This is a genomic window from Cardiobacterium sp. Marseille-Q4385 (assembly GCF_916618745.1).
In the GTDB taxonomy this organism is placed as follows: domain Bacteria; phylum Pseudomonadota; class Gammaproteobacteria; order Cardiobacteriales; family Cardiobacteriaceae; genus Cardiobacterium.
The window spans coordinates 2552155-2575909 of the sequence record NZ_OU745373.1; the positions used below are offsets into that span (position 1 = coordinate 2552155).

Annotated in this window: 20 protein-coding genes; 10 read left to right on the forward strand and 10 right to left on the reverse strand. The window is 57.2% G+C overall.

The window, feature by feature from the left end; genetic code table 11:
- The first annotated feature begins 23 nt into the window (after positions 1–23).
- The 3 genes from dnaX to recR are packed head-to-tail and all read left to right on the forward strand — an operon-like array spanning position 24 to position 2899.
- The gene (gene dnaX, locus LG374_RS12115) at positions 24–1958 is read left to right on the forward strand and encodes a DNA polymerase III subunit gamma/tau (protein ID WP_225757936.1); all 1935 of its coding nucleotides are present in this window, start codon (positions 24–26) and stop codon (positions 1956–1958) included.
- A gap of 9 nt (positions 1959–1967) precedes the next feature.
- A complete protein-coding gene (locus LG374_RS12120; RefSeq protein ID WP_006986546.1) occupies positions 1968–2294 on the forward strand; it encodes a YbaB/EbfC family nucleoid-associated protein in 327 nt (108 codons plus the stop codon).
- Positions 2294–2899: a recombination mediator RecR gene (recR, locus tag LG374_RS12125; RefSeq protein ID WP_225757937.1), complete on the forward strand. Its 606-nt coding sequence runs from the start codon at positions 2294–2296 to the stop codon at positions 2897–2899. The genes LG374_RS12120 and recR overlap by 1 nt, the downstream gene beginning before the upstream one ends.
- Before the next feature lie 85 nt (positions 2900–2984).
- On the opposite strand, the gene LG374_RS12130 is transcribed toward recR, so the two are convergent.
- Positions 2985–3569 carry an NAD(P)H-dependent oxidoreductase gene (locus LG374_RS12130; protein ID WP_225757938.1) on the reverse strand — a complete coding sequence of 195 codons (585 nt, stop codon included), beginning with the start codon at positions 3567–3569 and terminating at the stop codon, positions 2985–2987.
- A gap of 97 nt (positions 3570–3666) precedes the next feature.
- On the opposite strand from LG374_RS12130, the gene LG374_RS12135 reads away from it, so the two are divergent.
- The 3 genes from LG374_RS12135 (at position 3667) to LG374_RS12145 (ending at position 6401) form a co-directional block, all read left to right on the forward strand.
- Entirely contained in the window at positions 3667–4590 is a 924-nt protein-coding gene (locus LG374_RS12135; protein ID WP_225757939.1) for a LysR family transcriptional regulator, read from the forward strand.
- An 86-nt stretch (positions 4591–4676) separates the two neighbouring features.
- Complete coding sequence (gene ubiM / locus LG374_RS12140) at positions 4677–5861, forward strand: 5-demethoxyubiquinol-8 5-hydroxylase UbiM (RefSeq protein WP_225757940.1); 1185 nt, start codon at positions 4677–4679, stop codon at positions 5859–5861.
- A 69-nt stretch (positions 5862–5930) separates the two neighbouring features.
- The gene (locus LG374_RS12145; RefSeq protein ID WP_225757941.1) at positions 5931–6401 is read left to right on the forward strand and encodes an invasion associated locus B family protein; all 471 of its coding nucleotides are present in this window, start codon (positions 5931–5933) and stop codon (positions 6399–6401) included.
- Here the strand turns inward: LG374_RS12145 and LG374_RS12150 are convergent.
- Positions 6388–7062: a transposase gene (locus tag LG374_RS12150; RefSeq protein WP_225757942.1), complete on the reverse strand. Its 675-nt coding sequence runs from the start codon at positions 7060–7062 to the stop codon at positions 6388–6390. The genes LG374_RS12145 and LG374_RS12150 overlap by 14 nt on opposite strands.
- A gap of 105 nt (positions 7063–7167) precedes the next feature.
- Here LG374_RS12150 and LG374_RS12155 point away from each other — a divergent pair, with 105 nt between their 5' ends.
- The 3 genes from LG374_RS12155 (at position 7168) to LG374_RS12165 (ending at position 8802) form a co-directional block, all read left to right on the forward strand.
- Positions 7168–7851: a hypothetical protein gene (locus tag LG374_RS12155; protein WP_225757943.1), complete on the forward strand. Its 684-nt coding sequence runs from the start codon at positions 7168–7170 to the stop codon at positions 7849–7851.
- 16 nt (positions 7852–7867) lie between these two features.
- The gene (locus tag LG374_RS12160; protein WP_225757944.1) at positions 7868–8275 is read left to right on the forward strand and encodes a hypothetical protein; all 408 of its coding nucleotides are present in this window, start codon (positions 7868–7870) and stop codon (positions 8273–8275) included.
- A 116-nt stretch (positions 8276–8391) separates the two neighbouring features.
- Positions 8392–8802: a hypothetical protein gene (locus tag LG374_RS12165; protein WP_225757945.1), complete on the forward strand. Its 411-nt coding sequence runs from the start codon at positions 8392–8394 to the stop codon at positions 8800–8802.
- A 341-nt stretch (positions 8803–9143) separates the two neighbouring features.
- On the opposite strand, the gene LG374_RS12170 is transcribed toward LG374_RS12165, so the two are convergent.
- On the reverse strand, positions 9144–9401 hold the full coding sequence (locus tag LG374_RS12170; protein WP_225757946.1) for a hypothetical protein: 258 nt from the start codon (positions 9399–9401) through the stop codon (positions 9144–9146).
- 195 nt (positions 9402–9596) lie between these two features.
- Here LG374_RS12170 and LG374_RS12175 point away from each other — a divergent pair, with 195 nt between their 5' ends.
- Positions 9597–14780, forward strand: a complete 5184-nt coding sequence (locus tag LG374_RS12175; RefSeq protein ID WP_225757947.1) for an immunoglobulin-like domain-containing protein — start codon at positions 9597–9599, stop codon at positions 14778–14780.
- Here the strand turns inward: LG374_RS12175 and LG374_RS12180 are convergent.
- From LG374_RS12180 to LG374_RS12210, 7 genes are all read right to left on the reverse strand, one after another.
- The gene (locus LG374_RS12180) at positions 14684–15571 is read right to left on the reverse strand and encodes a hypothetical protein (RefSeq protein ID WP_225757948.1); all 888 of its coding nucleotides are present in this window, start codon (positions 15569–15571) and stop codon (positions 14684–14686) included. The two genes, LG374_RS12175 and LG374_RS12180, sit on opposite strands and share 97 nt — an antisense overlap.
- A gap of 132 nt (positions 15572–15703) precedes the next feature.
- Positions 15704–17908 (reverse strand): DUF5682 family protein, encoded by a 2205-nt coding sequence (locus LG374_RS12185; RefSeq protein WP_225757949.1) that lies wholly within the window; start codon positions 17906–17908, stop codon positions 15704–15706.
- Positions 17909–18082: 174 nt separating this feature from the next.
- Entirely contained in the window at positions 18083–20506 is a 2424-nt protein-coding gene (gene mrcB, locus LG374_RS12190; protein WP_225757950.1) for a penicillin-binding protein 1B, read from the reverse strand.
- An 18-nt stretch (positions 20507–20524) separates the two neighbouring features.
- Entirely contained in the window at positions 20525–21301 is a 777-nt protein-coding gene (locus LG374_RS12195) for a thymidylate synthase (RefSeq protein ID WP_225757951.1), read from the reverse strand.
- Positions 21285–22070 carry a prolipoprotein diacylglyceryl transferase gene (lgt, locus tag LG374_RS12200; RefSeq protein WP_225757952.1) on the reverse strand — a complete coding sequence of 262 codons (786 nt, stop codon included), beginning with the start codon at positions 22068–22070 and terminating at the stop codon, positions 21285–21287. The genes LG374_RS12195 and lgt overlap by 17 nt, the downstream gene beginning before the upstream one ends.
- 106 nt (positions 22071–22176) lie before the next feature.
- The gene (locus tag LG374_RS12205; protein WP_225757953.1) at positions 22177–23082 is read right to left on the reverse strand and encodes a hypothetical protein; all 906 of its coding nucleotides are present in this window, start codon (positions 23080–23082) and stop codon (positions 22177–22179) included.
- Between the two features lie 32 nt (positions 23083–23114).
- Positions 23115–23753, reverse strand: a complete 639-nt coding sequence (locus LG374_RS12210) for an endonuclease III domain-containing protein (RefSeq protein ID WP_225757954.1) — start codon at positions 23751–23753, stop codon at positions 23115–23117.
- Between the last annotated feature and the right edge of the window lie 2 nt (positions 23754–23755).

The window sequence follows — 23755 nt, forward strand, 5'->3', positions numbered from 1 at the left end:
TATTTATAAGCAGCAAAAATCCCATGTCTGAGGCTTATCAGGTACTCGCCCGCCGCTGGCGCCCGAAAAACTTTCACCAACTGGTTGGCCAGACACATGTAACCCAGGCGCTGACCTACGCGCTTGATCACAACCGCATCCACCACGCCTATCTCTTCACCGGCACACGCGGCGTCGGTAAAACCACCATCGCCCGTATTTTCGCGAAATCCCTCAACTGTAAAACACGCGGTGTCAGCTCCGAGCCCTGCGGTGAATGCGAGCACTGCCGCGAAATTGACGAAGGCCGCTTTCCCGACCTTATCGAAGTGGATGCCGCCTCGCGTTCACGCGTAGAAGAAACCCGCGAGCTTTTGGACAACATCCCCTACGCTCCGGTCAAAGGGAACTACAAAGTCTATCTCATTGACGAAGTGCACATGTTTTCGGCCAGCAGCTTCAACGCCCTGCTGAAGACCCTCGAAGAGCCGCCGGAACACGTCAAATTCATTCTCGCCACCACTGACCCGCAAAAACTGCCCGCGACTATTCTCTCGCGCTGCCTGCAATTTCACCTGAAAAACATGAGCGAGCGGCAAATCACCGACCACCTCGCCCATATTCTTGATAGCGAACATGCCGCCTACGACCGCGACGCCCTGCAACTATTAGCCAACGCCGCTGCTGGCAGCATGCGCGACAGCCTTAGCCTGCTCGACCAGGCGCTTGCCTATGGTCAGGGTGAAGTGCGCAGCCGCGATGTTGCCACCCTGCTCGGCGCCGTGCCTGAACCGCAACTCAACCAGATGCTGCATATGCTGGCTGATGGTAATGCCGCCGGATTGCGGCAAATCCTTGATGCACTGGACGAATACGCACCGGACTACGCCAACCTGCTGCTGCGTCTCTTGCAGCAAATCCAGAAAATCACCATCGTTCGCCTTAACGCCGAGCGTTATCCGGGCGAAATCCCCACTGAACTGCATGCGCTAGCTGCGCGCCTACCCGTCGAACTCGTGCAACTGTGGTATCAAATTGGCGGCGACACCTGGCAAAACCTGCCCTACCAGCCCGACGCGCGTATGGCGCTGGAAATGAGCCTACTGCGCATGATTGCCCTGCAACCGCTGCTGCCGGATGCCGACCCGCAACAGGCACCTATCATCCATGAAGCCGCGCCCGCTGCCGCTACCAATGACCTCACTGCGATTCTGCAAGACACAACGCCAAGCGGGACAACAGCAGCATCCATTAACACGGACAACAGCACACAGACCGAATCGCTCGCGCCATCAGGCGAGATAACAGCGGCATCCATCAACACGGATCACAGCGCACACACCGAATCGCCCGTGCCACCAAGCGGGACGACGGCGCCACCTGTCGCAGCAAACACAGAAGAAGCTCCGCCGCCGTGGGAAGATATGCCCGCCGCTGACGACAATGACATTCCGCCGTGGGTGAGCGAAACCATCCCTGACGAAAGCACCCCCACATCCGCACCATCTGTCACCGCTACCACAGAAAAAAAAACGGTAGCTGACGCACCTGCCAGCGACGACGCGCTAAGTCTTGAACTACTGGTGGACAACCTCGAACGCTGGAGCACCTTCCTCACTACCCTCGACCTGCACGAGTACCCGTTGCTGCTGCTCGAAAACAGTATCCCCGTCGCCTGGCAAGCACCACGCCTCAGCCTGCAAACGGGCACTAGCGGCATCATCTTTGACCAAAAACAGAACCGCGAACAGGCTGCCGCCGCCATCACCGCCAAACTCGGCATCGCTTGCATCATCGACATCCAGCCGGGCGACGCCGTTACTACCCCCATTGACTACCGCCGCCAACAAAGCGCCGCACAACAAAAACAGGCGGAAACCGACTTCCATAACCATCCGCAAGTGCAAGCTGCCCAAGCCGTCTTCGGCGACAGCCTGCGCGTGGACAACATCCAACCCACAAACCCTTCACAAACATAAGGAGACACAATGCTTCCCGGAAAATTGGGCAACATGATGAAAAAAGCGCAGGAAATGCAGGCGAACATGCAGAAAATGCAAGAAGAACTGGCGAACAAACACGTCGTTGGCATCGCCGGTGCGGGTGCCGTCAAAGTGACCCTGAACGGCCACTACGCCTGTCAGCGCGTCGAGCTCGGCGAAGAAGCCCTGAAAGAAGACAAAGAAATGCTGGAAGCCCTCATTGCTGCCGCCATCAGCGATGCCGCCAGCAAAGTTAACCAAATGACCCAGGAAGAAATGGCGGCCATCACCGGCGGCATGGGCCTGCCTGGCGGCTTCAAACTGCCCTTCTGATGAGTTTTTCCCCCGCCTTCGACCGCCTCGTGCAGGCTCTTACCTGCCTGCCGGGCGTCGGCAACAAAACCGCGCAGCGCATGGCGTTGCAACTCCTGCTCAACAAAACCGCACAGGCACAAGAACTGGCGGATGCCACTAACCACGCCCTGCACACCGTGCGCCGCTGCGAACAGTGCCGCAACATCAGCGACGAAGCGCTCTGCCTCATCTGCGCCAACCCGCGCCGAGATGCAGGCACCATCTGCGTCGTCGAAGCCCCCGCTGACGTGCTCGCCATCGAACAATCTACCGACTATCGCGGCCACTACTTCGTTCTCATGGGCCACATCTCGCCGCTGGACGGCATTGGCCCGGAAGAACTCGGTCTCGATATTCTTGACCAGCGCCTAGCCAGCGGCGACATCCACGAACTCGTGCTTGCTACCAACAGCACCATGGAAGGCGAAACCACCGCCTACTTTCTCGCCGAACTGGCGGCCAAACACAACGTCCCCGCCACCCGCCTCGCCCACGGTGTACCGATGGGCGGTGAACTCGCTTACATCGATAAAAGCACCCTCGCACTCGCCTTCAACACCCGCAGCCGCTACCGTAGCGAATAACCACTATCAAGCGGGATAACCACGCGGTTTGTAGAAGAGGGCAGGGCAGCCGTGCAGCGGGTACATACTGGTCTGCCGATAACGTTTACCCCAGCTTCACCCCGTCCTGCGTCATCTGCGCCTGCAACGCCGCGAGGCGTTTCACCGGATCAAGCAGCGGGTCATGCACATACGTCGCCAGCTGCTCCGCCGAAGCAGCGACCGCCTCAGCATCCGCACGCACCGCGCCGTGGAAAATAAACGGCGGCAGGAACGTCATCTGCAACAAATGTGCCGTCTGCACCAGTGGCTTCAAAAACTCGCTCATGGCAAAGCGGTTATAGCCGCCCGCCTGATATGAATCCGCCGGGCCGCCCGTAGAAATCACCGACAGCCATTCCTTGCCCGCCAGCGCCTGCCCACCGCCGTAGGCCCAGCCGTAAACCAGCACATCATCCAGCCATTGCTTCATCAAAGGCGGTGTCGAGTACCAGTAAAACGGATGCTGAAAGACGATGCGCTCATGCGCGAGCAGCGCGGCCTGTTCGGCGGCGACATCAATTTTGCCGTCCGGATACAGCGCATACATATCGCGCAACGTCACGCCTGCGGTGGCGAGACGCGCTACCCAGGCACGGTTGACCGTCGATTGCGCAAGGCGCGGATGAAAAACATTGACCAAAACTTGCATAAAAACCTCGCAGAAAAAAGAGGTCGCTATCATAGGTCGTGCCGCTGCCCGCCATAAGCCACCCGGCATCGCATACCATCATGCAGGAGAGCCACCAATGCGTCCCAACGACTACGCCGAACTCGCCACCTTCGTTGCCATTGCCGAAACTGGCAGCTTCCGCGCCGCTGCCGCCCGTCTAGACCGCAAACCATCCACCATCTCGCATGCCATGCACGCCTTGGAAGAACGCCTCGGCGTGCGCCTGCTGCACCGCACCACCCGCAGCGTAGCCTTGACCGAAGCGGGGCAGGCACTCTTTGCCCAGGTCGCCCCCGCCCTGGGCGCATTAAGCGACGCCCTCGACAGCGTGAATGCACACCGCGCCCAGCCTGCGGGCAACATCCGCCTCAGCGTGCCGCGCTGTGCCGCGACGGCTATCCTGCTGCCGCGCCTGCACGACTTCTGTACCCGCTACCCCGATATCCGCCTCGACATCACCGCCGACAACCGCGCCATCGACATCGTGCGCGACGGCTTCGATGCGGGTATCCGCCTCGGCGAAAACCTCGCGGGCGATATGGTCGCCGTGCCGCTGACCGGCGAACTGCATAGCGTCATCGTCGCCGCACCGGCTTACCTCGCCCGCTACGGTACTCCGCAAACCCCGCAGGAACTGCTGCAACACCGTTGCCTCGGCTTCCGTCAGCCGGGCGGGCAAGACCTCTACCGTTGGGAAATCGAGCATGACGGCGTTGCGCAAAACCTCGCTCTGCCGCATCCGCTTATCTTTGACGACCCCGAACTCATGGCGGAAGCCACGGTGTGCGGCCTCGGCATCAGCTACGGCATGGACATCGTCTGCGCGCCCTATTTGCGTGATGGACGCCTGACGACCATCCTCGATGACTACTGCCCGCGCTACCCCGGCTTCTACCTCTATTACCCTAGCCGCTACACCAGTGCCGCCCTGCGCGCCTTCATTGACAGCCTGCGTATGGCGGAAATACCACTGCCAGGCCGCGTTTCTGCTGATACATGAAAAAACCTAATCACCGCCACAGTGAATGACCAATCAAACAGGCTATAATGCCCGCCCTTTCACAGACATCCACAGCGGAGAACCCCATGCAAGAACAAACCGACATCATCGTCGTTGGCGCCGGCCCCGCCGGACTCGCCTTCTGTCGCTCACTCGCCGGCAGCCAGCTCAACATCAGTGTCGTCGAAATCCACAGCAAAGACGTCCTCGCCGATCCACCTTACGACGGCCGCGAAATCGCCCTGACCCATCCCTCCAAAGCCATCCTTGAAAACCTCGGCATCTGGCAGCGCTTCCCCGCGGATGAAGTCTATAACCTGCGCGAAGCCTCTGTATTAAACGGCAACTCGCCTTACCGCCTGCACTTCCCGCTGCCGCCGTCGGACAGCCATAAACGGCCGATCGATACCCTCGGCTACCTTGTGCCTAACCACATCATCCGTCGCGGTGCCTACGAATCCGTGCAAGAACAGGCCAATATCCGCTGGCATACCGAGCGCCGCGTCGTTGCCTGCGGCAGCGATACCAGTAGCGCTCACGTCACCCTCGATAACGGAGACATCATCAGCGGCAAACTACTGGTCGCCGCCGACAGCCGCTTTTCCTTCATCCGCCGCGCGATGGGCATCGCCGCCGACACCCACGAATTCGGGCGCAACGTCCTCGTCTTCCGCCTCGAACACGAACACACAAACGACCATACCGCGAGTGAATGCTTCTTCTACGGCAGCACCCTTGCCCTCCTGCCGCTCACTGACCACATCACTAACTGCGTCATCACCGTCGACAGCCGCAAAGCCCCGGCACTTATCGCTTTGGGCGACGGCATCGCCGCACACGTCGCCGCTGAAATCGATCACCGCCTCGGCGCGATGAAACTCATCAGCACCATCCACGACTACCCGCTGGTTGGCGTACACGCCCGCCGCTTCCACACCAACCGCTGCGCCCTCATCGGCGATGCCGCTTGCGGCATGCACCCCGTCACCGCGCACGGTTACAACCTCGGCCTGCAAAGTCAGGAAATCCTCTCGCGCCTCATCCTGCGTCAGGCAGGGCAGGGCAAAGACATCGGCGACCCAACCATGCTCGCCGCTTACGGCCGCCGCCACCAGCTGAACACCCGTCCGCTGTATCACGGCACCAATGCCATCGTCAAACTCTTCACCCGCGAGACCCCGTCGGCCCGCATCCTTCGTCACGGTGTCCTGCGCCTGTCCGACCATCTGCCGCCGCTGAAACGCTTGATTACACGGCAGTTAACCGGCTAAAGCTTCCTAGACCCCCCCAGGCAAAGCTGCTACACTTCGCCGCCTTCACCATCCCATACAGGAGAACCCATGAAAAACACAGTAAAAATCGCCGTAGTTGCCGCGCTTGCCGCCGTCAGCCTGACCGCCGCTGCCAAACTGAGCGAAGGCAAAGCCTACGGCGACTGGAAAGGCACCTGCCAAGGCAACGAATGTGGTGCTGTGCAAATCGTCAACAACCCGCAAGGTGAGCCGGTCGGCCGCATCCTGCTGCGCCGTATCCCGGAAGCGCAAAACAGCGTCGTCGCCTTCGTTACCGTGCCGCTTGGCGTTAACCTGCGTGCCGGCATGGCGCTCGCCGTAGATGGCAAAGAACTCGTCGTCACCCCGTACGACTTCTGCGACAACGGCGGCTGTAACGCAGCGATCCCGCTGGAAGGCAACATCGAAGCCAGCGTGAAAAAAGGCAACGTCCTGCAAGTTGCGGCCTTCGTTGGCGACAAACAGCAAACCATGGGCTTCTCGCTGAAAGGCGTCAGCGAAGTCATCAAGAACCTGTAATCCGCAGGGAACATAAAAAAGCCGGACATAAGTCCGGTTTTTTTATATCCGTTCCCCCCCTCGTACACGACAAAATATCCTTTATCCCACACCCTCTTCCCGCTATCTGCGCGTTCTCCTTGCAGCGGATGCAGTAAGAAATTCCCGCTTGACGCAGATACGCCAGCCATTCATTGCCAATGAACTCCCGGTCAGCATAGAGGGTTTCGATATGGACTTCGGGAAAGGTCTCACGGAAAAGTTCCAGCAAACCCATTCGTTCGCCTGTGTTGGAGTTTCCCTTTTTATCCAACGTTTCCCACAGTACCGGGATAGCGACACCACGCCAGACGACGGCGAGCACCAGGATGTTGATACAGGATTTGCCGTATTCCCATGTCGTGCGGTCGAGGGTGAGGCGGACGTTTTGCCAGCCGAAAACCGAGAAGACGAAGCGGGCAACATCGGTTCTGCCGATAAGAGCCCCGGCAAAGAAACGCTGCATACGGCGATAGATAGATTCCGGCTTGGCCTTTGAGGAAAAGGCGTTTTTGAGCGCGGATAGATTGACGGTTTGGCGGACAAACAGTGCGGTGATGATGCTGGCGAGGCAGTCAATTCTTGCTTTGTGCCAGGAAAGGTGATGCTTTAAGATGTCGGAAAACCCGCTGGAATTTGGCATGGTGTGCGTCGTCGTAAAACTTACAATTTGCTATTTTTTCAGCGGGTTTTGTTTTTTTATCGTGTACGAAGGTGATTTTGTACAAAGTTTCGCTGGAAAGAACCTATGGATCACATTGACCCCGCCCTTGAGTCTTTGCGCGCGCAAATTCGCGAGCAAAGTGCCACCGACCCGCATATCGCGGCAAAAATAGCAGCGCAAGCCATTCTGGAAAAAATCTTCGCCGTTTTGAATGACGGCAAAGGGGTACACGCGGAAAGTGCCCTCGCATTGCTTGGCAGCCTTGCCGGGCAAGCCTGCCTGCAAGAAGCATTCGCCCACCTCACGACAGAAGCAGGGCGGGATGTGGTTGGCGCCATCATGACCGTGGCGGATACAGAAGGGCGTACCTATTATTACGGTGACCCGATCAACCGCCCCTTGCTGGAAGACCGCTATTCCGTTTGGTCATTACTCGCTGGCACATTGCAAGCGTATGGCGCAAAACTGCCGGATATCCAGGACATCATCACTCATGTCACCGCAAGCATTGGCAAACCCGCATTTGGCATTCCCCGCCTGCCAGCCAACCGCCAAATCCGCTTTCAGCCGAGAGAATGTCTGCAACTTTGGCAGCCATTGAAAACAGAAATCATCGATATCCTCCCTGTGCCGGCAAATGACTGGCATCTTGCCTATGCGCTCGCGATTCAGAACCTGATAGAGCAGGCAAAAGGCACCTTGCCACCGGCAGAAGCAGGAGCGATTGTAATGGAATGCGCCGTACCCATGAGTAAAATCAGCGAATGAAAGAGAGGAAGATAGAATGTTTGAACTTATGATAATGACTGAAGAGATGAAGAAAAAACTTGATCCTGATGCCTATTCATGCGCAATTGATAAGTCTGCTAATATTATTGTATGGAAATCTCCTACGCGTCGGTCGGATTGTGATGAAGATTTTTATAGTCGTTTTTACATTGCGAAAAACTATATAAAAATAGCTTATTTTAGATTAATTCATAATAGGACATCACCTAATAATAGTGAGTTTATTGTCCCAGGAGATGCAGTTATCTATAACTGGAGTATTATTTCTTTCGAAAAATATGATACCTGTACATATAAATATAGTGAATTATTAGAAATACTCAAAGAAGGTTTAACTACATATGGGCAAGGTGTGTGGATAAATGAATCCCATCCTGACTTTACGGTTACTTTTGATTTTTAATCTTGGAGGAAATTATGGGTAAACTTACCGCTGAAGAAGTCAATAAAGCACTTGAAATACAATAGAACATGCGGAACTAATACGCGAAATTGTCAAATAAATGATAGGAGGATAGAATGTTTGAGCTTATAGAAATGACAGAAGAAATGAAGAAGAAGCTTGATCCTGATGCACATTTATGTGCAATTGACAAGATAAATAATATTATTATATGGAGCGAGTCTGTGCATTGGACAGAGAGAGAGATGGGATTTTATTATGAACGCTTTTATATTGCAAAGGACTATACGAAGATTGCTTTTTTTATCTTATCTTGTGATAAAGAATATCTACCTAATGGGAATGAGCATATTACGCCAGGAGACGAAGTAATATATAATTGGAGTATTATTTCTTTTGAGAGACTTCATGCTTGCGCATATCAGGATGATGAATTGCTAGAAATGCTCAAAGATGGTTTAAGTGTGTATGGAGGTGGTGTTTATAATAAAAGCCATCCTAACTTTGCGGTTACTTTTAATTTTTAATCTTGGAGGAAATTATGGGCAAACTTACCGTTGAAGACGCAAATAAAGAATTAGAAAGACTAAATAGTACATTCTCTAATAAAAATATTTCTTTAAAACTTCGTACACAACAAAGAAATCCATCACCTCACCGCCTGGACTCCAATAGACGGATCCCCTGAATAACACAGAAACTAGCCAGTCCAGTCCCGCGCGGAATATAGTTGCATAGATAAAAAAAGCGTAACAAGGCGCGTTGCCGCAGACAGTGTAGGTAGTACGGCGGGTTCCCATAAAAATCGCGTAACGATTTTTATGGGAACCCGGGCCAGGCGACATAACGCCGTTACGATTTTTTTTATCTATTCAACTATAGCGACACCACGCCAGACGACGGCCAGCACCAGGATGTTGATACAGGATTTGCCGTATTCCCATGTTGTGCGGTCGAGGGTGAAGCGGACGTTTTGCCAGCCGAAAACCGGGAAGACGAAGCGGGCAACATCGGTTCTGCCGATAAGATTCCCGGCAAAGAAACGCTGCATACGGCGATAGATGGATTCCGACTTGGCCTTTAAGGTGTTCTTTAAGATGTCGGAAAACCCGCTGGAATTTGGCATGGTGTGCGTCGTCGTAAAACTTGCACTTTGCTATGTTTTTCAGTGGGTTTTGTTTTTTTGTCGTGTACGAAGATCACCTTACAATAAGGTCAACCAGCTAATAACATTGCGGTAAAAGGCTTACCTTACAGTAAAATGACATTTCCTTAACCGTCCATGGACGAAATTACCCACAACTGCTAAGGAGAACTAACTATGGCAGCACAAACCCTTATCTTGAAGGACAACGCAGGTAACATCTTAGGTGAATTCCGGCTTGGCAGCACAGGTGTGCCGACACAGGTTGAGGCGCTTGAAGGTGTGTACTACCAGCTTTCAGACGCAAACGGACGTGCCCCGGCGAGCGTTAGTGGTGAGCGTCAGGGAAACGACTTGCTGGTTACCATTGACGGTAGTAACAGCCTGATTATCAAGAACTATTACACTAACGGGCAAGGTGCGTTAGTTGGTATTCAGACTGACGGTACACCTTACATGTACACCATTACCGATAATACCCCACAACATGTTCTTGCCACTGAAATGGCATCCAGTAATCCTGGGCAGGAAAACATCATGGCGACGGCAGCGAGTGCAGGTGGTCATGGTAATAGTGGCGCATCACCTGCCGTTATCGGCGGCATAATCGGCGGATTGGCCCTCATCGGCGGTGGCATTGCACTCGCGAGCAATCATAAAAATAAAGATGACGACAAGCCTCACGATAACAATGGCGTGACGCCCAATAACCCGGAACCTGCTCCGCAACCTAGCCCGCAGCCGCAAAAACCCCAACCCGATCCTAACCCTCAACAACCTAACCCAAATCCGGCGCCAAATCCCAGCAATCCCTACGAGCCGATACCGGATCCAGATCCTACCCCGAATCCGCCCTCCACACCTGGCAACAACCAGGCAGGTAGTATAGAAATCAGTGGTGAAGCCAAAATCGGCGAAACACTCAGTGCGAATTTGAATGATGCCGATGGGGTTCCGGCAAGTGGCGTTACCTACCAATGGCTAGCCAATGGTAGCCCGATAAATGGAGCGACGGGGAGTACCTATACCATCCGGCCGGACGACAAGGGGAAAAGCATCAGTGTGCAGGCGGCTTATAAAGACGATGCCGGACATGATGAAAATCCAACCAGTGATCCGACTGCTGCGGTAGCTGATAACGGCCCGCCGCCCAATCAGCGTGGCACAGTCACCATTGCAGGCGAGGCAAAAGTAGGACAAGAGTTAACCTCTACTGTTACGGATGCCGATGGTGTTCCAGATAACGGTGTGCGTTACCAATGGTTTGCCGATGGTGTTGCCATCAATGGCGCCATAGGAGCGACCTACACGCCAACGCCCGCTGATAAAGGTAAAAACATCACTGTCAGCGTCGGCTATACCGATCAGGCTGGACACGCGGAATCTGTGACCAGTACGCCGACCGACCTTGTCAAAGGCAGCACGGGGCAGACTAGCAATGGCACCCTCCTTATCAATGGTGATCCCTACACCGGGCGCACCCTGACTGCAACCATTGACGATGCAGACGGACTGCCTGATAGCGGCATTCGCTACCAGTGGTTTGCCGATGGCGTCCTCATTAACAATGCGACCGGGGCAAACTACACCCTGACTCCGGCTGAACGTGGCAAAAATATCACGGTTACTGCGGGCTACACAGATAAAGCTGGGAATGCCGAATCCATTACGAGCAGTCCGACCGAAGCCGTGAGCGATAAACCACAACCGACGACGCAAAATCACGACCCAACTGGCGAAGTCACCATAAATGGCAACTTGAATGTGGGCGAAACCCTCGTAGCGACCAACACCCTGCAAGATGAAGACGGTATGGGTAGCGTCATCTATCGCTGGTATGCGGGGGGGCGAGAAATCGGCGTAGGGACAACTTACAAACTGACGGCTGCTGAAAAAGGTAAAACCATCACCGCCAAAGCCGAATACGTTGACAGCAAATACCACACCGAAAGCGTAATCAGCCAGGAAACGGCGACGGTAGAAGATGCCTTGCCACCACCGCCCAACCCGAATCCCAATCCGACACCCACACCAACGCCAAATCCGGGGCCAGGGCCGCAGCCTAACCCGGGTGGTGGAAACGGTATTGCTACCCTAAGTGGAGAAGCCAAAGTTGGGCAAACCCTAACCGTCAACATTAACGACATTGATGGAGTGCCGAGTGGCGGCATTGCCTACCAGTGGATGGCTAACGGTAAAGCCATCAACAATGCGACCGCCTCAACCTATACCATCACGCCGAGCGACAAAGGCAAACACATCAGCGTCCACATCGAATATACCGATTTCCTTGGAAACCAGGAAAGCATCAATAGCGACGCAACCGCAGCCATTGGTGATGGCACAACCCCCATCCCGCCGCAACCGCCGGCGCAAAACCATGCCCCAAGCGGCAACCTGACTATCGGTGGCGAAGCCAAAATCGGCCAGACACTCAGCGTACGCAGTACCCTTGCTGACGAAGACGGCATGGGTACAGTCACCTACCGCTGGCTGGCAGATGGTAAAGAAATCGGCGTTGGTGCCAGCTACACCCTGACAGAAGCCGAAAAAGGCAAGACCATCACCGTCAAAGCCGAGTACACCGACGGCAAAGGCACAGCAGAAAGCGTGAGCAGCAGTGCGACCGCCGCTGTGGAGGATACCGCGCCCAGCCCGCAGCCGAATCCCAACCCGCAACCGCCTGCGCAAAACCACATGCCGAGCGGTAGCGTCAGCATCAGTGGAGAAACGAAAGTTGGCGGAACCCTGACCGCGCATAACACCCTGGATGATGCAGACGGCATGGGCACAGTCACCTACCGCTGGCTGGCAGATGGCAAAGAAATCGGCGTTGGTGCCAGCTATACCCTGACAGAAGCCGAAAAAGGCAAGAGCATCACCGTCAAAGCCGAATACACCGACGGCAAAGGCACGGCAGAAAGCGTGAGCAGCAGTGCGACCGCCGCTGTGGAGGATGCCGCGCCCAGTCCGCAGCCGAATCCCAACCCCAACCCGCAACCACCGGCACCATCGCCCAACCAGCAGGGTACAGTCGTGATCAGCGGTGAAGCCAAAGTGGGCGCCACCCTGATCGCCAAAGTGAGCGATGCGGACGGATACAGTGCAGACAAAGTCCATTACCAATGGCTGCGCGACGGCCAACCCATCAAAGAAGCCACGAGCAGCAGCTACACCCTGGGCAAAGACGATGCGGGACACAAAATCAGCGTCCGTGCTACCTACACGGATAACGCTGCGCATGACGAAACCCCGCAGAGCGACGAGACAAATGCCATAGCCACGGACAACCACGCACCGAGCGACATTGCCCTCGATAACAACCAGATTACCGAAGGCAAAGATGGCGTCACAGTAGGTCGCCTTACCACTATCGACCCCGACGCGGGTGACAGCCACACCTATACCGTGAGCGATGCGCGCTTTGAAGTCAGCGCCGATGGCACCCTGAAACTCAAAGCCGGACAGCACCTTGACTATGCAAATGAACAAGAAATCCGCCTGACCGTCAAAGCCACTGACCAGGGCGGTCTCAGTATCGAAAAAAACCTGACCCTGCACGTTGCGGATGACCCGAACTATCCCGCCCCGCAAACCCCGCCGACGGCCACAATCAGTGGTGCAGCGAGCGTCAACGAAGGCGAAGCGGCGGAATACACCGTGACCCTGGACAAAGCGAGCAACCAGCCAGTCACCCTGACGCTGACCCTGCAACATGGGGAGACCACAGAGAGCGACCTCGGCAGCATCAGCAAAACCCTGACCATTCCGGCGGGCGAGACCAGCGCAAAAGTGAGCCTGCAAACCACCGCTGACGGCATCCCGGAAAACACCGAGCATTACAGCCTTGCCATCAGCAAAGCAGAAGGCGCGGAACTTGGCGCAGAAAAAAGCGTGACCACAGCCATTACCGATAGCGATGAAAAAGCCGCCTATCATCAAGGCAGCGTTGCCGACAGCACCTTTGCGGGAGACCGTTCGGCGAACGACTACTACTTCATCAAGGCCATTGATAGCGAATACCGCTCGACCCTTGGCCACCTGCGCGGCTATACCCCGGGTAAAGGGCTCAACATTACCTACAACTTTGCCACCTCAGCCGTAGATAGCGAGGGAGGCGAAACCCTGCCCGGATTCCGAACCTATTCTGAAGCACAAAAAGCAGGCATTCGCAGCGTGCTCAACCACATCGAAGAGCACGTCAACATCAAATTCACGGAGGGCAGCAATGCCACCCTGAACTACTACCTGCACACCATGAAAAACGACAACACCCTGGGTTATGGCACCTATGGTGGAAACGTGTACCTGTCCGGCACGCGCTACGCTGCCGACGACGCCTTCCGTACCGACATCCCTTACCGCCTGGAAGGGAAAAAACTCATCGAATACGATGGCTGGCACGCGGCTCTGCATGAAACCGGGCATAGCATCGGCCTGAACCACCCCTTCGGCAAGACCACCGTCAACCTCAGCAGTGCGGAAGACCGCGACGACCTGAGCGTGATGTCCTATACCGCAGGGCAGATCGTGCCACAAGTGGACGTTGACGAAGACCACTACTATAAAGACGTCGGCATCCCGCAAAACAAACTCGGTATCTACGACCTGGCCGCCCTGCATTACCGCTACGGCGTCAACCCCAACTACCACAGCGGTGATGACACCTACGGCTTCAAACCGTTTAACAAAGATGCCGTCGGCAACGACATCTACATCCACGACGGCGGCGGGCAGGACACCTTTGATGCCAGCGAACAAACGCTGGACCTCAATATCGACCTCACCCCCGGCAGCTGGATCTACGCTGGCAGCAAAGCCGAACACCTGGCACTGGATGACAGCGGCAACCCGACCACCGGACAAGCCTTCATCGGCTACGGCACACAAATAGAGAGCGCGAAAGGCGGCACGGGCAACGACACCATCAAGGGCAACAGCGCGGCCAACTACCTCTTCGGCTTTGACGGCAACGACAACATTGATGGTGGCGCGGGCAACGACCAAATCGAAGGCGGACGTGGCAACGACACCCTGAAAGGCGGCGCAGGCGGAGACACCTTTATCTTCCGCAGCCCGTTTGATGGCACGATAGACACCCTGCTCGACTTTAATGCTGCCGAAGGCGACCGCATCCAGCTTGATCACAACATCTTCACCGGCCTGCAAAAAGGCAGCCTGAGTGCAGAACAAATGGTGAAAGGGACGGAAGCAAAAGACGCCGATGACCGCATCATCTACAACCAGGCGACGGGCGAACTCGCCTACGACGCGGACGGCAACGGCAGCGGCGCAGCGGTAACCATTGCCCGCCTCGGCATCAACACCGAACTGGAACAAAACCACATCCAGATCATCTGAAGCCATGACGGCTCGCCGTTAGACGGCGAGAAAAAATCCGACGCGTCAGCGTCGGATTTTTTATGCCCCCGTCGCTTGAACGAAGCGATAAAACCGTCGCTTGAACGAAGCGATAAAACCGTCGCTTGAACGAAGCGATAAAACCGTCGCTTGAACGAAGCGATAAAACCGTCGCTTGAACGAAGCGATAAAACCGTCGCTTGAACGAAGCGATAAAACCGTCGCTTGAACGAAGCGATAAAACCGTCGCTTGAACGAAGCGATAAAACCGTCGCTTGAACGAAGCGATAAAACCGTCGCTTGAACGAAGCGATAAAACCGTCGCTTGAACGAAGCGATAAAACCGTCGCTTGAACGAAGCGATAAAACCGTCGCTTGAACGAAGCGATAAAACCGTCGCTTGAACGAAGCGATAAAACCGTCGCTTGAACGAAGCGATAAAACCGTCGCTTGAACGAAGCGATAAAACCGTCGCTTGAACGAAGCGATAAAACCGTCGCTTGAACGAAGCGATAAAACCGTCGCTTGAACGAAGCGATAAAACCGTCGCTTGAACGAAGAGATAAAAACGTCGCTTGAACGAAGCGATAAAACCGTCGCTTGAACGAAGCGATAAAACCGTCGCTTGAACGAAGCGATAAAACCGTCGCTTGAACGAAGCGATAAAACCGTCGCTTGAACGAAGCGATAAAACCGTCGCTTGAACGAAGCGATAAAACCGTCGCTTGAACGAAGCGATAAAACCGTCGCTTGAACGAAGCGATAAAACCGTCGCTTGAGCGAAGCGACAAAACCGTCGCTTGTGGTTTTGCCGCTACGCGAATGGGTTTAACCCCACGCCAGTCCCTCGCTCACCAGGTGAGGGGCTTTTTGTTGTGTACGGATGCCGGATTTTGTGCAAAAAGCTGCCGCGCGGCAGTCTGTTAACCCGCTTTCAGTCCCAGCAGGCGGGCGACGGTCTGCATCGCCGCTTGGGCGGCTTCTTCGTTGATGGTGCCGGTGGTGCCCATCGTCATGGTGCGGCTGCCGCTATTTTGTCCTGCCTGCATCCGCGCTTTGTCGCCGAGTTGGCGACGTTCGCCGGCCTCGAATGCGGTGAAGGTGCGGCGCAGGAGCGGCAGCAGTTCGGTGAAGCGCTCTTCCGGCAGGTCGCGCAGCCAGTCGTTGATGATGTGCCACAGAGTGTCGTGCACGAGCAATACGGTGCCACTTTGGTAGAGGAAGCCTTCCAGCCATTGGGCGGCGTCGGCGTAGTTGCCACCGCGCGAGAGTTGGCGGTGCAGTTCGGTGGCGACGGTTTCTGCGTCGGTTTGCTGGCGGTCGTAGTGGTCGCGCCAGGCGTTGCCGGCGAGCAGCGGGTGGATGTGTTGTGAGGTGGTTTGGGCGTGGATGTAGTCGTGCCAGTAGCGGCTAGCGCCCGCATCGTTCAGCGCGGCGAGGGCGGCGCCGGCGCTGCGGGTGAGGCGACAGAGGGTTTGCGCGCTGTCGTTGTCGATGTTCATGCAGCCCTGGACGCCGCCGGCGGCGAGGCGGGCAAGCAGGGTGTCGAGCAGGTGGGCAAGGGCAGCGGTGTCTGTTTGTCGTACGTTGCCGTAGCGCAGGGTTTCGGCGAGGTGGGGCAGGGCGGCGAGGGTGTCGGCGAGGTCACGGTTATCGACGCTGAGGGCGGCGATGGCGGCGGCGAGTGCGGCGACGAGGTCGGGCAGTTCGGCGGGCAGGACGTGTTCGAGGCGTTCGGCGAGCGCGGCGAGGCTTTGGTCTTGGTGCAGGGTGCTGGTGATGTAGGTGGTGACGGCGCTTTCCAGGGTGTTGCCGTACACGGCTTTTTCGGTGAGGCGGATGTGTTGTTCGGGCTGGTATTCGAGGCGCCAGGCTTCTTTGTAGGTGCCTTTGCCGCTGCGCGCCAGCGGGGTGGCCCACAGGCCGCCGTCGAGGAGGTTCAGGCGGTGGATGTATTGGCTGCGCGCAAGGTCGAGCGGTTTGCGCAGGTCGAGGATGATTTCGCGGCTTTCGGCGGTTTGCGGCAGGCGCAGTTGTTTGCGCTGTTTGTCGATGTCGGCGATGAGCGGCAGTTGCGGGGTGTTTTCGGGGACGCTGCCGATGGTGTCGCCGATGAGCCATTCGTGCTGGATGCGGTCGATGATGGCGCTGTCGCCCATGCCGATGGTGCTGGCGAGGGCGTCGGTGTAGTCGGCGAGGGCGACGCGGGTCTGGCCGCGCAGGGCAGCGGTGGTGCGCGCGAGGCGCAGGGTTTCGATGAGGTGCGCCGCCGAGATGTCGTAGTGTTTGTCGCGCAGGTGTTTGGCGGCCTGACTCAGCCAGCGCACGCCGTCGTCGTCCGGATGTTGCCAGAGGTGGGCGTACCAGTTTGGTGCCTGGACGCCTGCGCCGTAGCCGCTTTGGTAGGTGAGGCGGCTGTTGGTCCAGGGGATCCAGGTGCTGTCCACTTTGCTTTTGGCGAGGCCTTTGAGCAGGGCGTTGTCGTCTTTGACGGCAACGGCGCTTTGCAGGGCGGGGATGTGCCAGGCGCCGCAGATGACGGCGAGGCGTTCGCTGTCTTTGGCGGCGGCGCGGATGGTTTTGCGCATCCATGCTTCGCGCTTGTGGTCGCTGGCGCTGGCCGCTTCCGGCAGGGCATCGCGCAGGGCGGCAATGGCTTCGGTAACGGCGGCAAAGAGGTCTTCGCCGTCGCCGCGCTGTTCGACGGTGGCTTCCCACCATTCTTCGCCGTCGCGGTAGCCGGCGATGTCGGCGAGGTAGTCAAAGGGGTGGCGGGCGGTGGCGGGGGTGTCGTCGTTGTCGTTTTCGTCGTCGGCGAGGGTGTAGGCCAGCGGCAGGTCGCAGAAGGTCAGCGGGACGTGATGCGCGATGGCGTATTGCATGGTCTGCCATTCGGGCGACCAGGCGGCGAAGGGGTAGTACACGGCGCGCTGTGGGGCGTCGGGCCGGTAGGCGAGCAGGGCGACGGGCGGCTGCATCCCCGCATCTGCCACGAGCGGCAGCAGGGCATCGGCTTCGGGCGGTCCTTCGAGCAGGATGCGGTCGGGTTGCAGGACGTTGAGCGCGGCGATGAGGTGGCGGGCGGAGCCGGGGCCGTGGTGGCGGATGCCGTAGTAGTAGATGGTCATGGGTCAGACTTTCAGGTGCACGGTGGCGGGGAGTAGGTTGCCGCTTGCTTGGCGGGGTCGCGTTTATACCGCTTGGCGGTGCTTTGCCAACAGCAGAAAAGGCAGGCTGTGCCTGCCCGGTGGGCTGAAGCCCACTCTAGGCGGGCCCAGTATTTATAACGCTTGGCGGTGGGCTCAGTTGCCGGGCCCCCAGCCTTCGACAGGCACTCCGGTGCTGCCGCCACCACCGCCCCAGTTGCCGCCGCCTGCCGGTTGTTCCCATTGCAGGCCGCCACTGTTGTTGTTATCGAAGACGCCAGTGCCGTCTTCGTCGTCGTCACGCTGCACAGGACGCGGCGCGGCGCAAGCCTGGTAGTGGGTCGGCTCGGAGCCGGCGATGAAGGCGAATTCTGCCGCGCGACCACCGCAGCCTTGTCCGGCTAGCGCGCCGCTGTATTTGTCCACCATGCGGGTGACGACACCGTCTGGTTTTTTCAGTTCCAGCGGTTCGTTCGGCAGGTTTTTCATGATGTCCATCCACACCCGCATCGCGCCTTTGCCGCCGGTCAGGCGGGTGATTTTGTTTTCGTCGTTGCCGACCCAGACGACGGTGAGGAGGTTGCCGGTAAAGCCGGCGAACCAGCTGTCGCGGTAGCTGTCGGTGGTGCCGGTTTTGCCCGCGACGTTCAGCGAGGCGCTGACTTTTTCTTTGAGCGCGGTAGCCGTACCCCGGCGCGGGATTTCCTGCATGGTCGAGGTGATGAGGTAGTGCGGGCCTGGCTCAATAGCTTTCACCGCTTTGAGGTCGAAGCGGCTGACGATGGTGCCATCCTGGGTGGTAATTTCGCGGATGGAGCGCAGCGGGATGAGGTAGCCGCCGCTCGCGAAGGTTTCGTAGATTTGCGCGACGTCGATGGCGCTCATGCTGATGGCGCCGAGCGAGACGGAGGGGTTGTTGCGAATGGGGTTTTCCGGGCGCGGTTTGTAGCCGAGGCGTTGCAGGGTGTCGGTGACGTCTTTGATGCCGACATCAAGCGCGATGCGCGCGGTCGGGATGTTGTAGGAGCGGATGAGCGATTCTTGCAGGGTGACTTTGCCGTGGTTGCGCTTGTCGTAGTTTTTCGGCGACCAGGTTTTGCCACCGGTTTTGTAGTTAAGCGGGCTGTCATCGAGTGGGGTGGCGAGGGTGTAGAGCTGCGGGTATTCGAGCGCGGTCAGGTACACCATGGGTTTGACGACGGAGCCGATGTTGCGCAGGGAGTAGAGTGCGCGGTTGTAGCCTTGTTCGTTTGGCACTCGCGAGCCGATGACGGCCAGCACTTCGGCGTTGCCGGTGTTGACGACAACAGCCGAGCTTTGCAGGAAGTCTTTTTTCAGGCCGTTGCGTTTTTCCAGGGTGGGCAGGGCGCCGGTCAGGGCATCCTGGGTTTTTTGCTGGATGAGCGGGTCAAGGGTGGTGAAGATGTTGAGGCCGTCTTTGGTGAGGTCTTCTTCTTTGTAGTGTTCGCCGAGCTGCTGGTAAACGAGGTCAACGAAGGCGGGGAAGCGCACCCGCGCCCGCTGGGCATCGACCGGCACGACGTCAAGCGGCAGCGATTGCGCGAGCTTCATGTCGGTTTCGCTGATGAGGTTGTTCTGCTGCATGAGGCTGAGCATCATGTTGCGCCGTTGCAGGGCGTATTCGGGGTGGCGGCGCGGGTCAGCAAGGCCGGGTTCGCGCACGAGGCCGATGAGCATGGCGATTTCGTGCAGGCCGAGGTCTTTGAGTTCTTTGTCGAAGTAGTATTCGCTGGCAAGGCCAAAGCCGTGGATGGCACGCTGGCCGTCCTGACCGAGGTAGATTTCGTTGAGATAGCCTTCGAGGATGTCTTTTTTGCTGTTGTGGTATTCGAGGACAAGTGCCATCAGCACTTCTTTGAGTTTGCGCGACAGGGTTTGTTCGTTGGTGAGGTAGTGGTTTTTGATGAATTGCTGGGTGAGGGTACTGGCGCCCTGTTTGCCGGATTTCTGGATGTAGGTGACGTAGATGGAGCGAGCGAGGCCGCGCGGGTCAATGCCGGGGTGGCGCCAGAAGTTTTTGTCTTCGACGGCGATCAGGCTGTCAACAAGCACCGGCGGCACGTCTTCGAGGTTGACCAGTACGCGGTCCTGTTTGCTCGCCGGGTAGATGCTGGCGATATGCAGCGGTTCGAGGCGTTCGAGGACTTCTTCTTCGAGGGTGCTGAGGTTTTGCACGCTGCTGACTTTGTTTTTGTCAAATTGCACTTGCATCCGCCGTGCCGGACGCTGGCCGTCCCAGAAGTTGAAGGGTTGGGCGTAGTATTCGACGGTGTTGCCTTCGCGGTGGTACTGCTTGATGTTGTTTGGGCTAGCGACTTCGCGGTAGTCGAGCAGTTTGAGTTCGTTGATGAGGTCTTCGGGGGTGAGCGTCGCACCTTTGTAGAGTTCGAGCGGGCGGGCATACACGCGCGCCGGCATGGACCACAGCGCACCACCCAGTTTGCGGTCATCAAGGTGGTACTCTTTTTCGAGTTTCATCGCGTACATGAAGAGCAGCACGCAGCCGAAGATGCCGAGGATAATCAGGAAGTAGAAGGTGTTACGGATGAGGCGTAGCAAGGGTGTTCTCCGGTTGGGTTAGACGGCCACGGGCGCTTTGATGGGCGGATGGCTGTGGTAGTGCTGTAACTGGATATCGTCGTAGTGGTAGCTGTCGATGCTTGCCGCCTGGCGCAGGGCTAGCGTGGGCAGCGGGTAGGGCGTGCGGCTGAGTTGTTCACGCGCCTGGTCGAAGTGGTTGTTGTAGAGGTGCACGTCGCCGCCCGTCCAGATGAAGTCGCCAACTTGCAGTCCGGCCTGCTGCGCCATCATGTGCGTCAGGAGGGCATAGCTTGCGATGTTAAATGGCACGCCGAGGAAGACGTCCGCCGAGCGCTGGTAGAGTTGGCAGGAAAGGCGGCCACCCGCAACGTAGAACTGGAACAGGGTGTGGCAGGGCATCAGCGCCATGTCCGCCAGTTCGCCGACGTTCCAGGCCGAGACGATCATGCGGCGCGAGTCGGGGTCGGTTTTCAGGAGATGCAGGACGTGGGCAATCTGGTCGTGTCCAGCCCAGTCGCGCCACTGCTTGCCGTAAATCGGGCCGAGGTCGCCGTGCTCGTCCGCCCATTCGTCCCAGATGGTTACACCGTTATCGCGCAGGTAACCGATGTTGGTTTCGCCGCGCAGGAACCACAGCAGTTCATGCACGATGGATTTGAAATGCACACGCTTGGTGGTAAGCAGCGGGAACCCGTCCTGCAAGTTCAGGCGCATCTGGTAGCCGAAAACGGAGCGCGTCCCCGTGCCGGTGCGGTCAGCCTTGGTGCTGCCGTGCTCCAGCACATGGCGCAGAAGGTCAAGATACGCTTGCACGCGGCCCCCGTCGCAACATCAGCCACAGGCCGAAGACAATCATCGGCAGACTGAGCGCCTGCCCCATTGTGATCTCGCCGATAAGGAAATTCACCTGCCCGTCCGGCTGGCGCACCATCTCAACCAGCGAGCGGAAAATGCCGTAGAGGACGAGGAACAGCCCCGCTACTTGCCCGCTGCGGCGCGGCTTGGCGGAATAGAACCAGACAGCGATGAAGAGGACGATGCCTTCCAGCCCCGCTTCATACAGCTGCGAAGGATGGCGCGGGATGCCGTCGCCGGTGCCGGGGAAGACCATGCCCCAGGGCAGGTCGGTCGGTCGGCCCCACAACTCGCCGTTAATAAAATTGCCGATGCGGCCAAAGAACAGTCCCGGCGGAATCATCGGCGCGACATAATCGGCGACCGCCCAAAACGCCTTGCCCTTTTTGCGCCCAAACAGCCAGAGCAGGAATATCACCCCGAGCAGGCCGCCGTGAAAAGACATCCCGCCTTCCCAGATTTTCAGCGGATAAAGCCAGTCACGCGCCCAATAGCCCATGCCGTAGAACAGCACATAGCCAATCCGCCCACCCAGCACCACGCCGAGCATCAAATACGTCATCAAATCGCTGACATCTTCCTTGGTCCAGGCGGGATTCGATTTGGTGCGCCGCACGCCGAGCAGATAGGCGCAGCCGAAACCGATGACATACATCAGGCCGTACCAGGTCGGGTGAATCGGGCCGAGCTTAAAAATATAGGGGTTGAAATTGGGGAATTGCAGCATGAACCTAAAACCTTCTACTGAAAAAACAGCGCATTACAGTCGCATCAAGACATAAAAAAACGCGCGCGATAATAGCACAAAGCCTGTGCACGGCGGGGCGCGGGCATTAACGGATACGGATGCGGCGCGAGGCGAACAGCCCTTCGCACACCCGCTGCGCCCGCCGCCCTAACCATAAAAACAGCAGAATACTGAGCGGCACGGAAACAAAACAAGTCAACCACATCGTGCGCTGAAATTGCCGGTAGCGTGCGCGGAAATAATGCTCGTCATGCAATGACTGGCCATCAATCTCTATCGCATAGACAGCATCGACCCGCCGATTATTCCGGTAATACCACACCTTTATCGGCTTTCCGGCAAAGCGATAGACCTCATCGCAGGCATCGTGCTCAAAATAAAAATCGCAATTCAGATAGACACCATCAATCAGCAGATAAGACCTAGTTGATTGCCTCGTGCTAATACCCCAGGGCGCCGCCGGCGTTTTGCCCTCCACAACCCGCATCTGTGCCAGCGGTATTTCCGGCGTTTTGTCCCGCAAAATCCTGGAAATATCGTTGTAACCTGCCGCAAAAACCACAAGCAGTAACAGTATATTTGTTAAGAACACACCCGAATCCAGATTGGAACGCACATATCGCGTTTCCGTCTGACGCGGCAAAATGCGCAGATGATTTGCTCCATTATCCGCAATAGGCGCAATACGGTGACTGGATATGCCATTATCCGCAGAAAGATGAATGGTCTGTATATCGAGATGCGCATAATTCTGCCAGCCCCAACTCCATACCGTCGGCAATGTGTAAATGGCGGAAGTTAGCACACAAGCCTGAAAATATGTCTCGCGCCACGGCAACGCATACAGCAGCACAAATACCGCCAGCGTTAGCCAGAATAGGTTCCTGGCCGGCGTGCGGTCAGGATAAATCAGCATGGACATGCCGAGGGCATCATCATCTTGCCGCGCCAGCAGCAGTTCAGGGAAAGGGTCGTGATCGGGAGTGGTCATCGCGGTGGGCTGTATGGTGAAGGGCAGGGCGCTCAGGCAGGACTGGCAGGCGGGCACAGCCAGCTTTCATCCAGCTGCGGGTTTTTGCGGAAGGCTTTGCCGTGTTCGTCAATCACCGCATGCCATTCCTGCGCGGTGTGCAGGCTGACGTCATCCAGCAGCAGCATGCACTCGGCACGCAGGGTGGTGTAATCGCCGGCGGTGCTCAATCCCAGGCGCTGAAAGAGGCGCAGGGCGTAACGGTCGGCAATGAAGACTTTGCGCCCGAAGATGTAAAGCAGCATGGCGTCCGCCGTTTCCTGTCCCACGCCTTTGAGGGTCAGCAGTTCCGTGCGCAGCGCGGCGGTTGGCACCTCGGTAAAAGCGGCAAGATCTCCGCCTTTGTCGATAAACCACTGCACCAGTTCCTTGATATACACGCTTTTTTGTTTATAGAACCCGGCGGGGCGGATGCGCGCCTGCAAGGCCTCCAAAGGTAACGCTGCCAGGGCAGCGGGAGTCAGCACGTCTGCCAGTCCCGCCAGCGCTTTCTCGGCATTCTGCTGGGTTGTCTGCTGGATCAGGATCATCGAGACCCAGTCGGCGAGGCGGTTTTCCTGACACCACCAGCGTTGTTCACCGTAATGCCGGCGCAGCCGTTCCAGGGTGGTGATGATGCGGGTGCGGTTCATGC

Coding starts and splice junctions, on each gene's coding strand:
- LG374_RS12205 (WP_225757953.1), bottom strand. CDS start 23,082: ATGACCACTCCCGATCACGACCCTTTCCCTGAACTGCTGCTGGCGCGG.
- ubiM (WP_225757940.1), top strand. CDS start 4,677: ATGCAAGAACAAACCGACATCATCGTCGTTGGCGCCGGCCCCGCCGGA.
- LG374_RS12185 (WP_225757949.1), bottom strand. CDS start 17,908: ATGACCATCTACTACTACGGCATCCGCCACCACGGCCCCGGCTCCGCC.
- LG374_RS12145 (WP_225757941.1), top strand. CDS start 5,931: ATGAAAAACACAGTAAAAATCGCCGTAGTTGCCGCGCTTGCCGCCGTC.
- LG374_RS12130 (WP_225757938.1), bottom strand. CDS start 3,569: ATGCAAGTTTTGGTCAATGTTTTTCATCCGCGCCTTGCGCAATCGACG.
- LG374_RS12210 (WP_225757954.1), bottom strand. CDS start 23,753: ATGAACCGCACCCGCATCATCACCACCCTGGAACGGCTGCGCCGGCAT.
- lgt (WP_225757952.1), bottom strand. CDS start 22,070: ATGCTGCAATTCCCCAATTTCAACCCCTATATTTTTAAGCTCGGCCCG.
- LG374_RS12120 (WP_006986546.1), top strand. CDS start 1,968: ATGCTTCCCGGAAAATTGGGCAACATGATGAAAAAAGCGCAGGAAATG.
- LG374_RS12175 (WP_225757947.1), top strand. CDS start 9,597: ATGGCAGCACAAACCCTTATCTTGAAGGACAACGCAGGTAACATCTTA.
- LG374_RS12165 (WP_225757945.1), top strand. CDS start 8,392: ATGTTTGAGCTTATAGAAATGACAGAAGAAATGAAGAAGAAGCTTGAT.
- LG374_RS12170 (WP_225757946.1), bottom strand. CDS start 9,401: ATGCCAAATTCCAGCGGGTTTTCCGACATCTTAAAGAACACCTTAAAG.
- LG374_RS12155 (WP_225757943.1), top strand. CDS start 7,168: ATGGATCACATTGACCCCGCCCTTGAGTCTTTGCGCGCGCAAATTCGC.
- LG374_RS12135 (WP_225757939.1), top strand. CDS start 3,667: ATGCGTCCCAACGACTACGCCGAACTCGCCACCTTCGTTGCCATTGCC.
- LG374_RS12160 (WP_225757944.1), top strand. CDS start 7,868: ATGTTTGAACTTATGATAATGACTGAAGAGATGAAGAAAAAACTTGAT.
- dnaX (WP_225757936.1), top strand. CDS start 24: ATGTCTGAGGCTTATCAGGTACTCGCCCGCCGCTGGCGCCCGAAAAAC.
- LG374_RS12150 (WP_225757942.1), bottom strand. CDS start 7,062: ATGCCAAATTCCAGCGGGTTTTCCGACATCTTAAAGCATCACCTTTCC.
- recR (WP_225757937.1), top strand. CDS start 2,294: ATGAGTTTTTCCCCCGCCTTCGACCGCCTCGTGCAGGCTCTTACCTGC.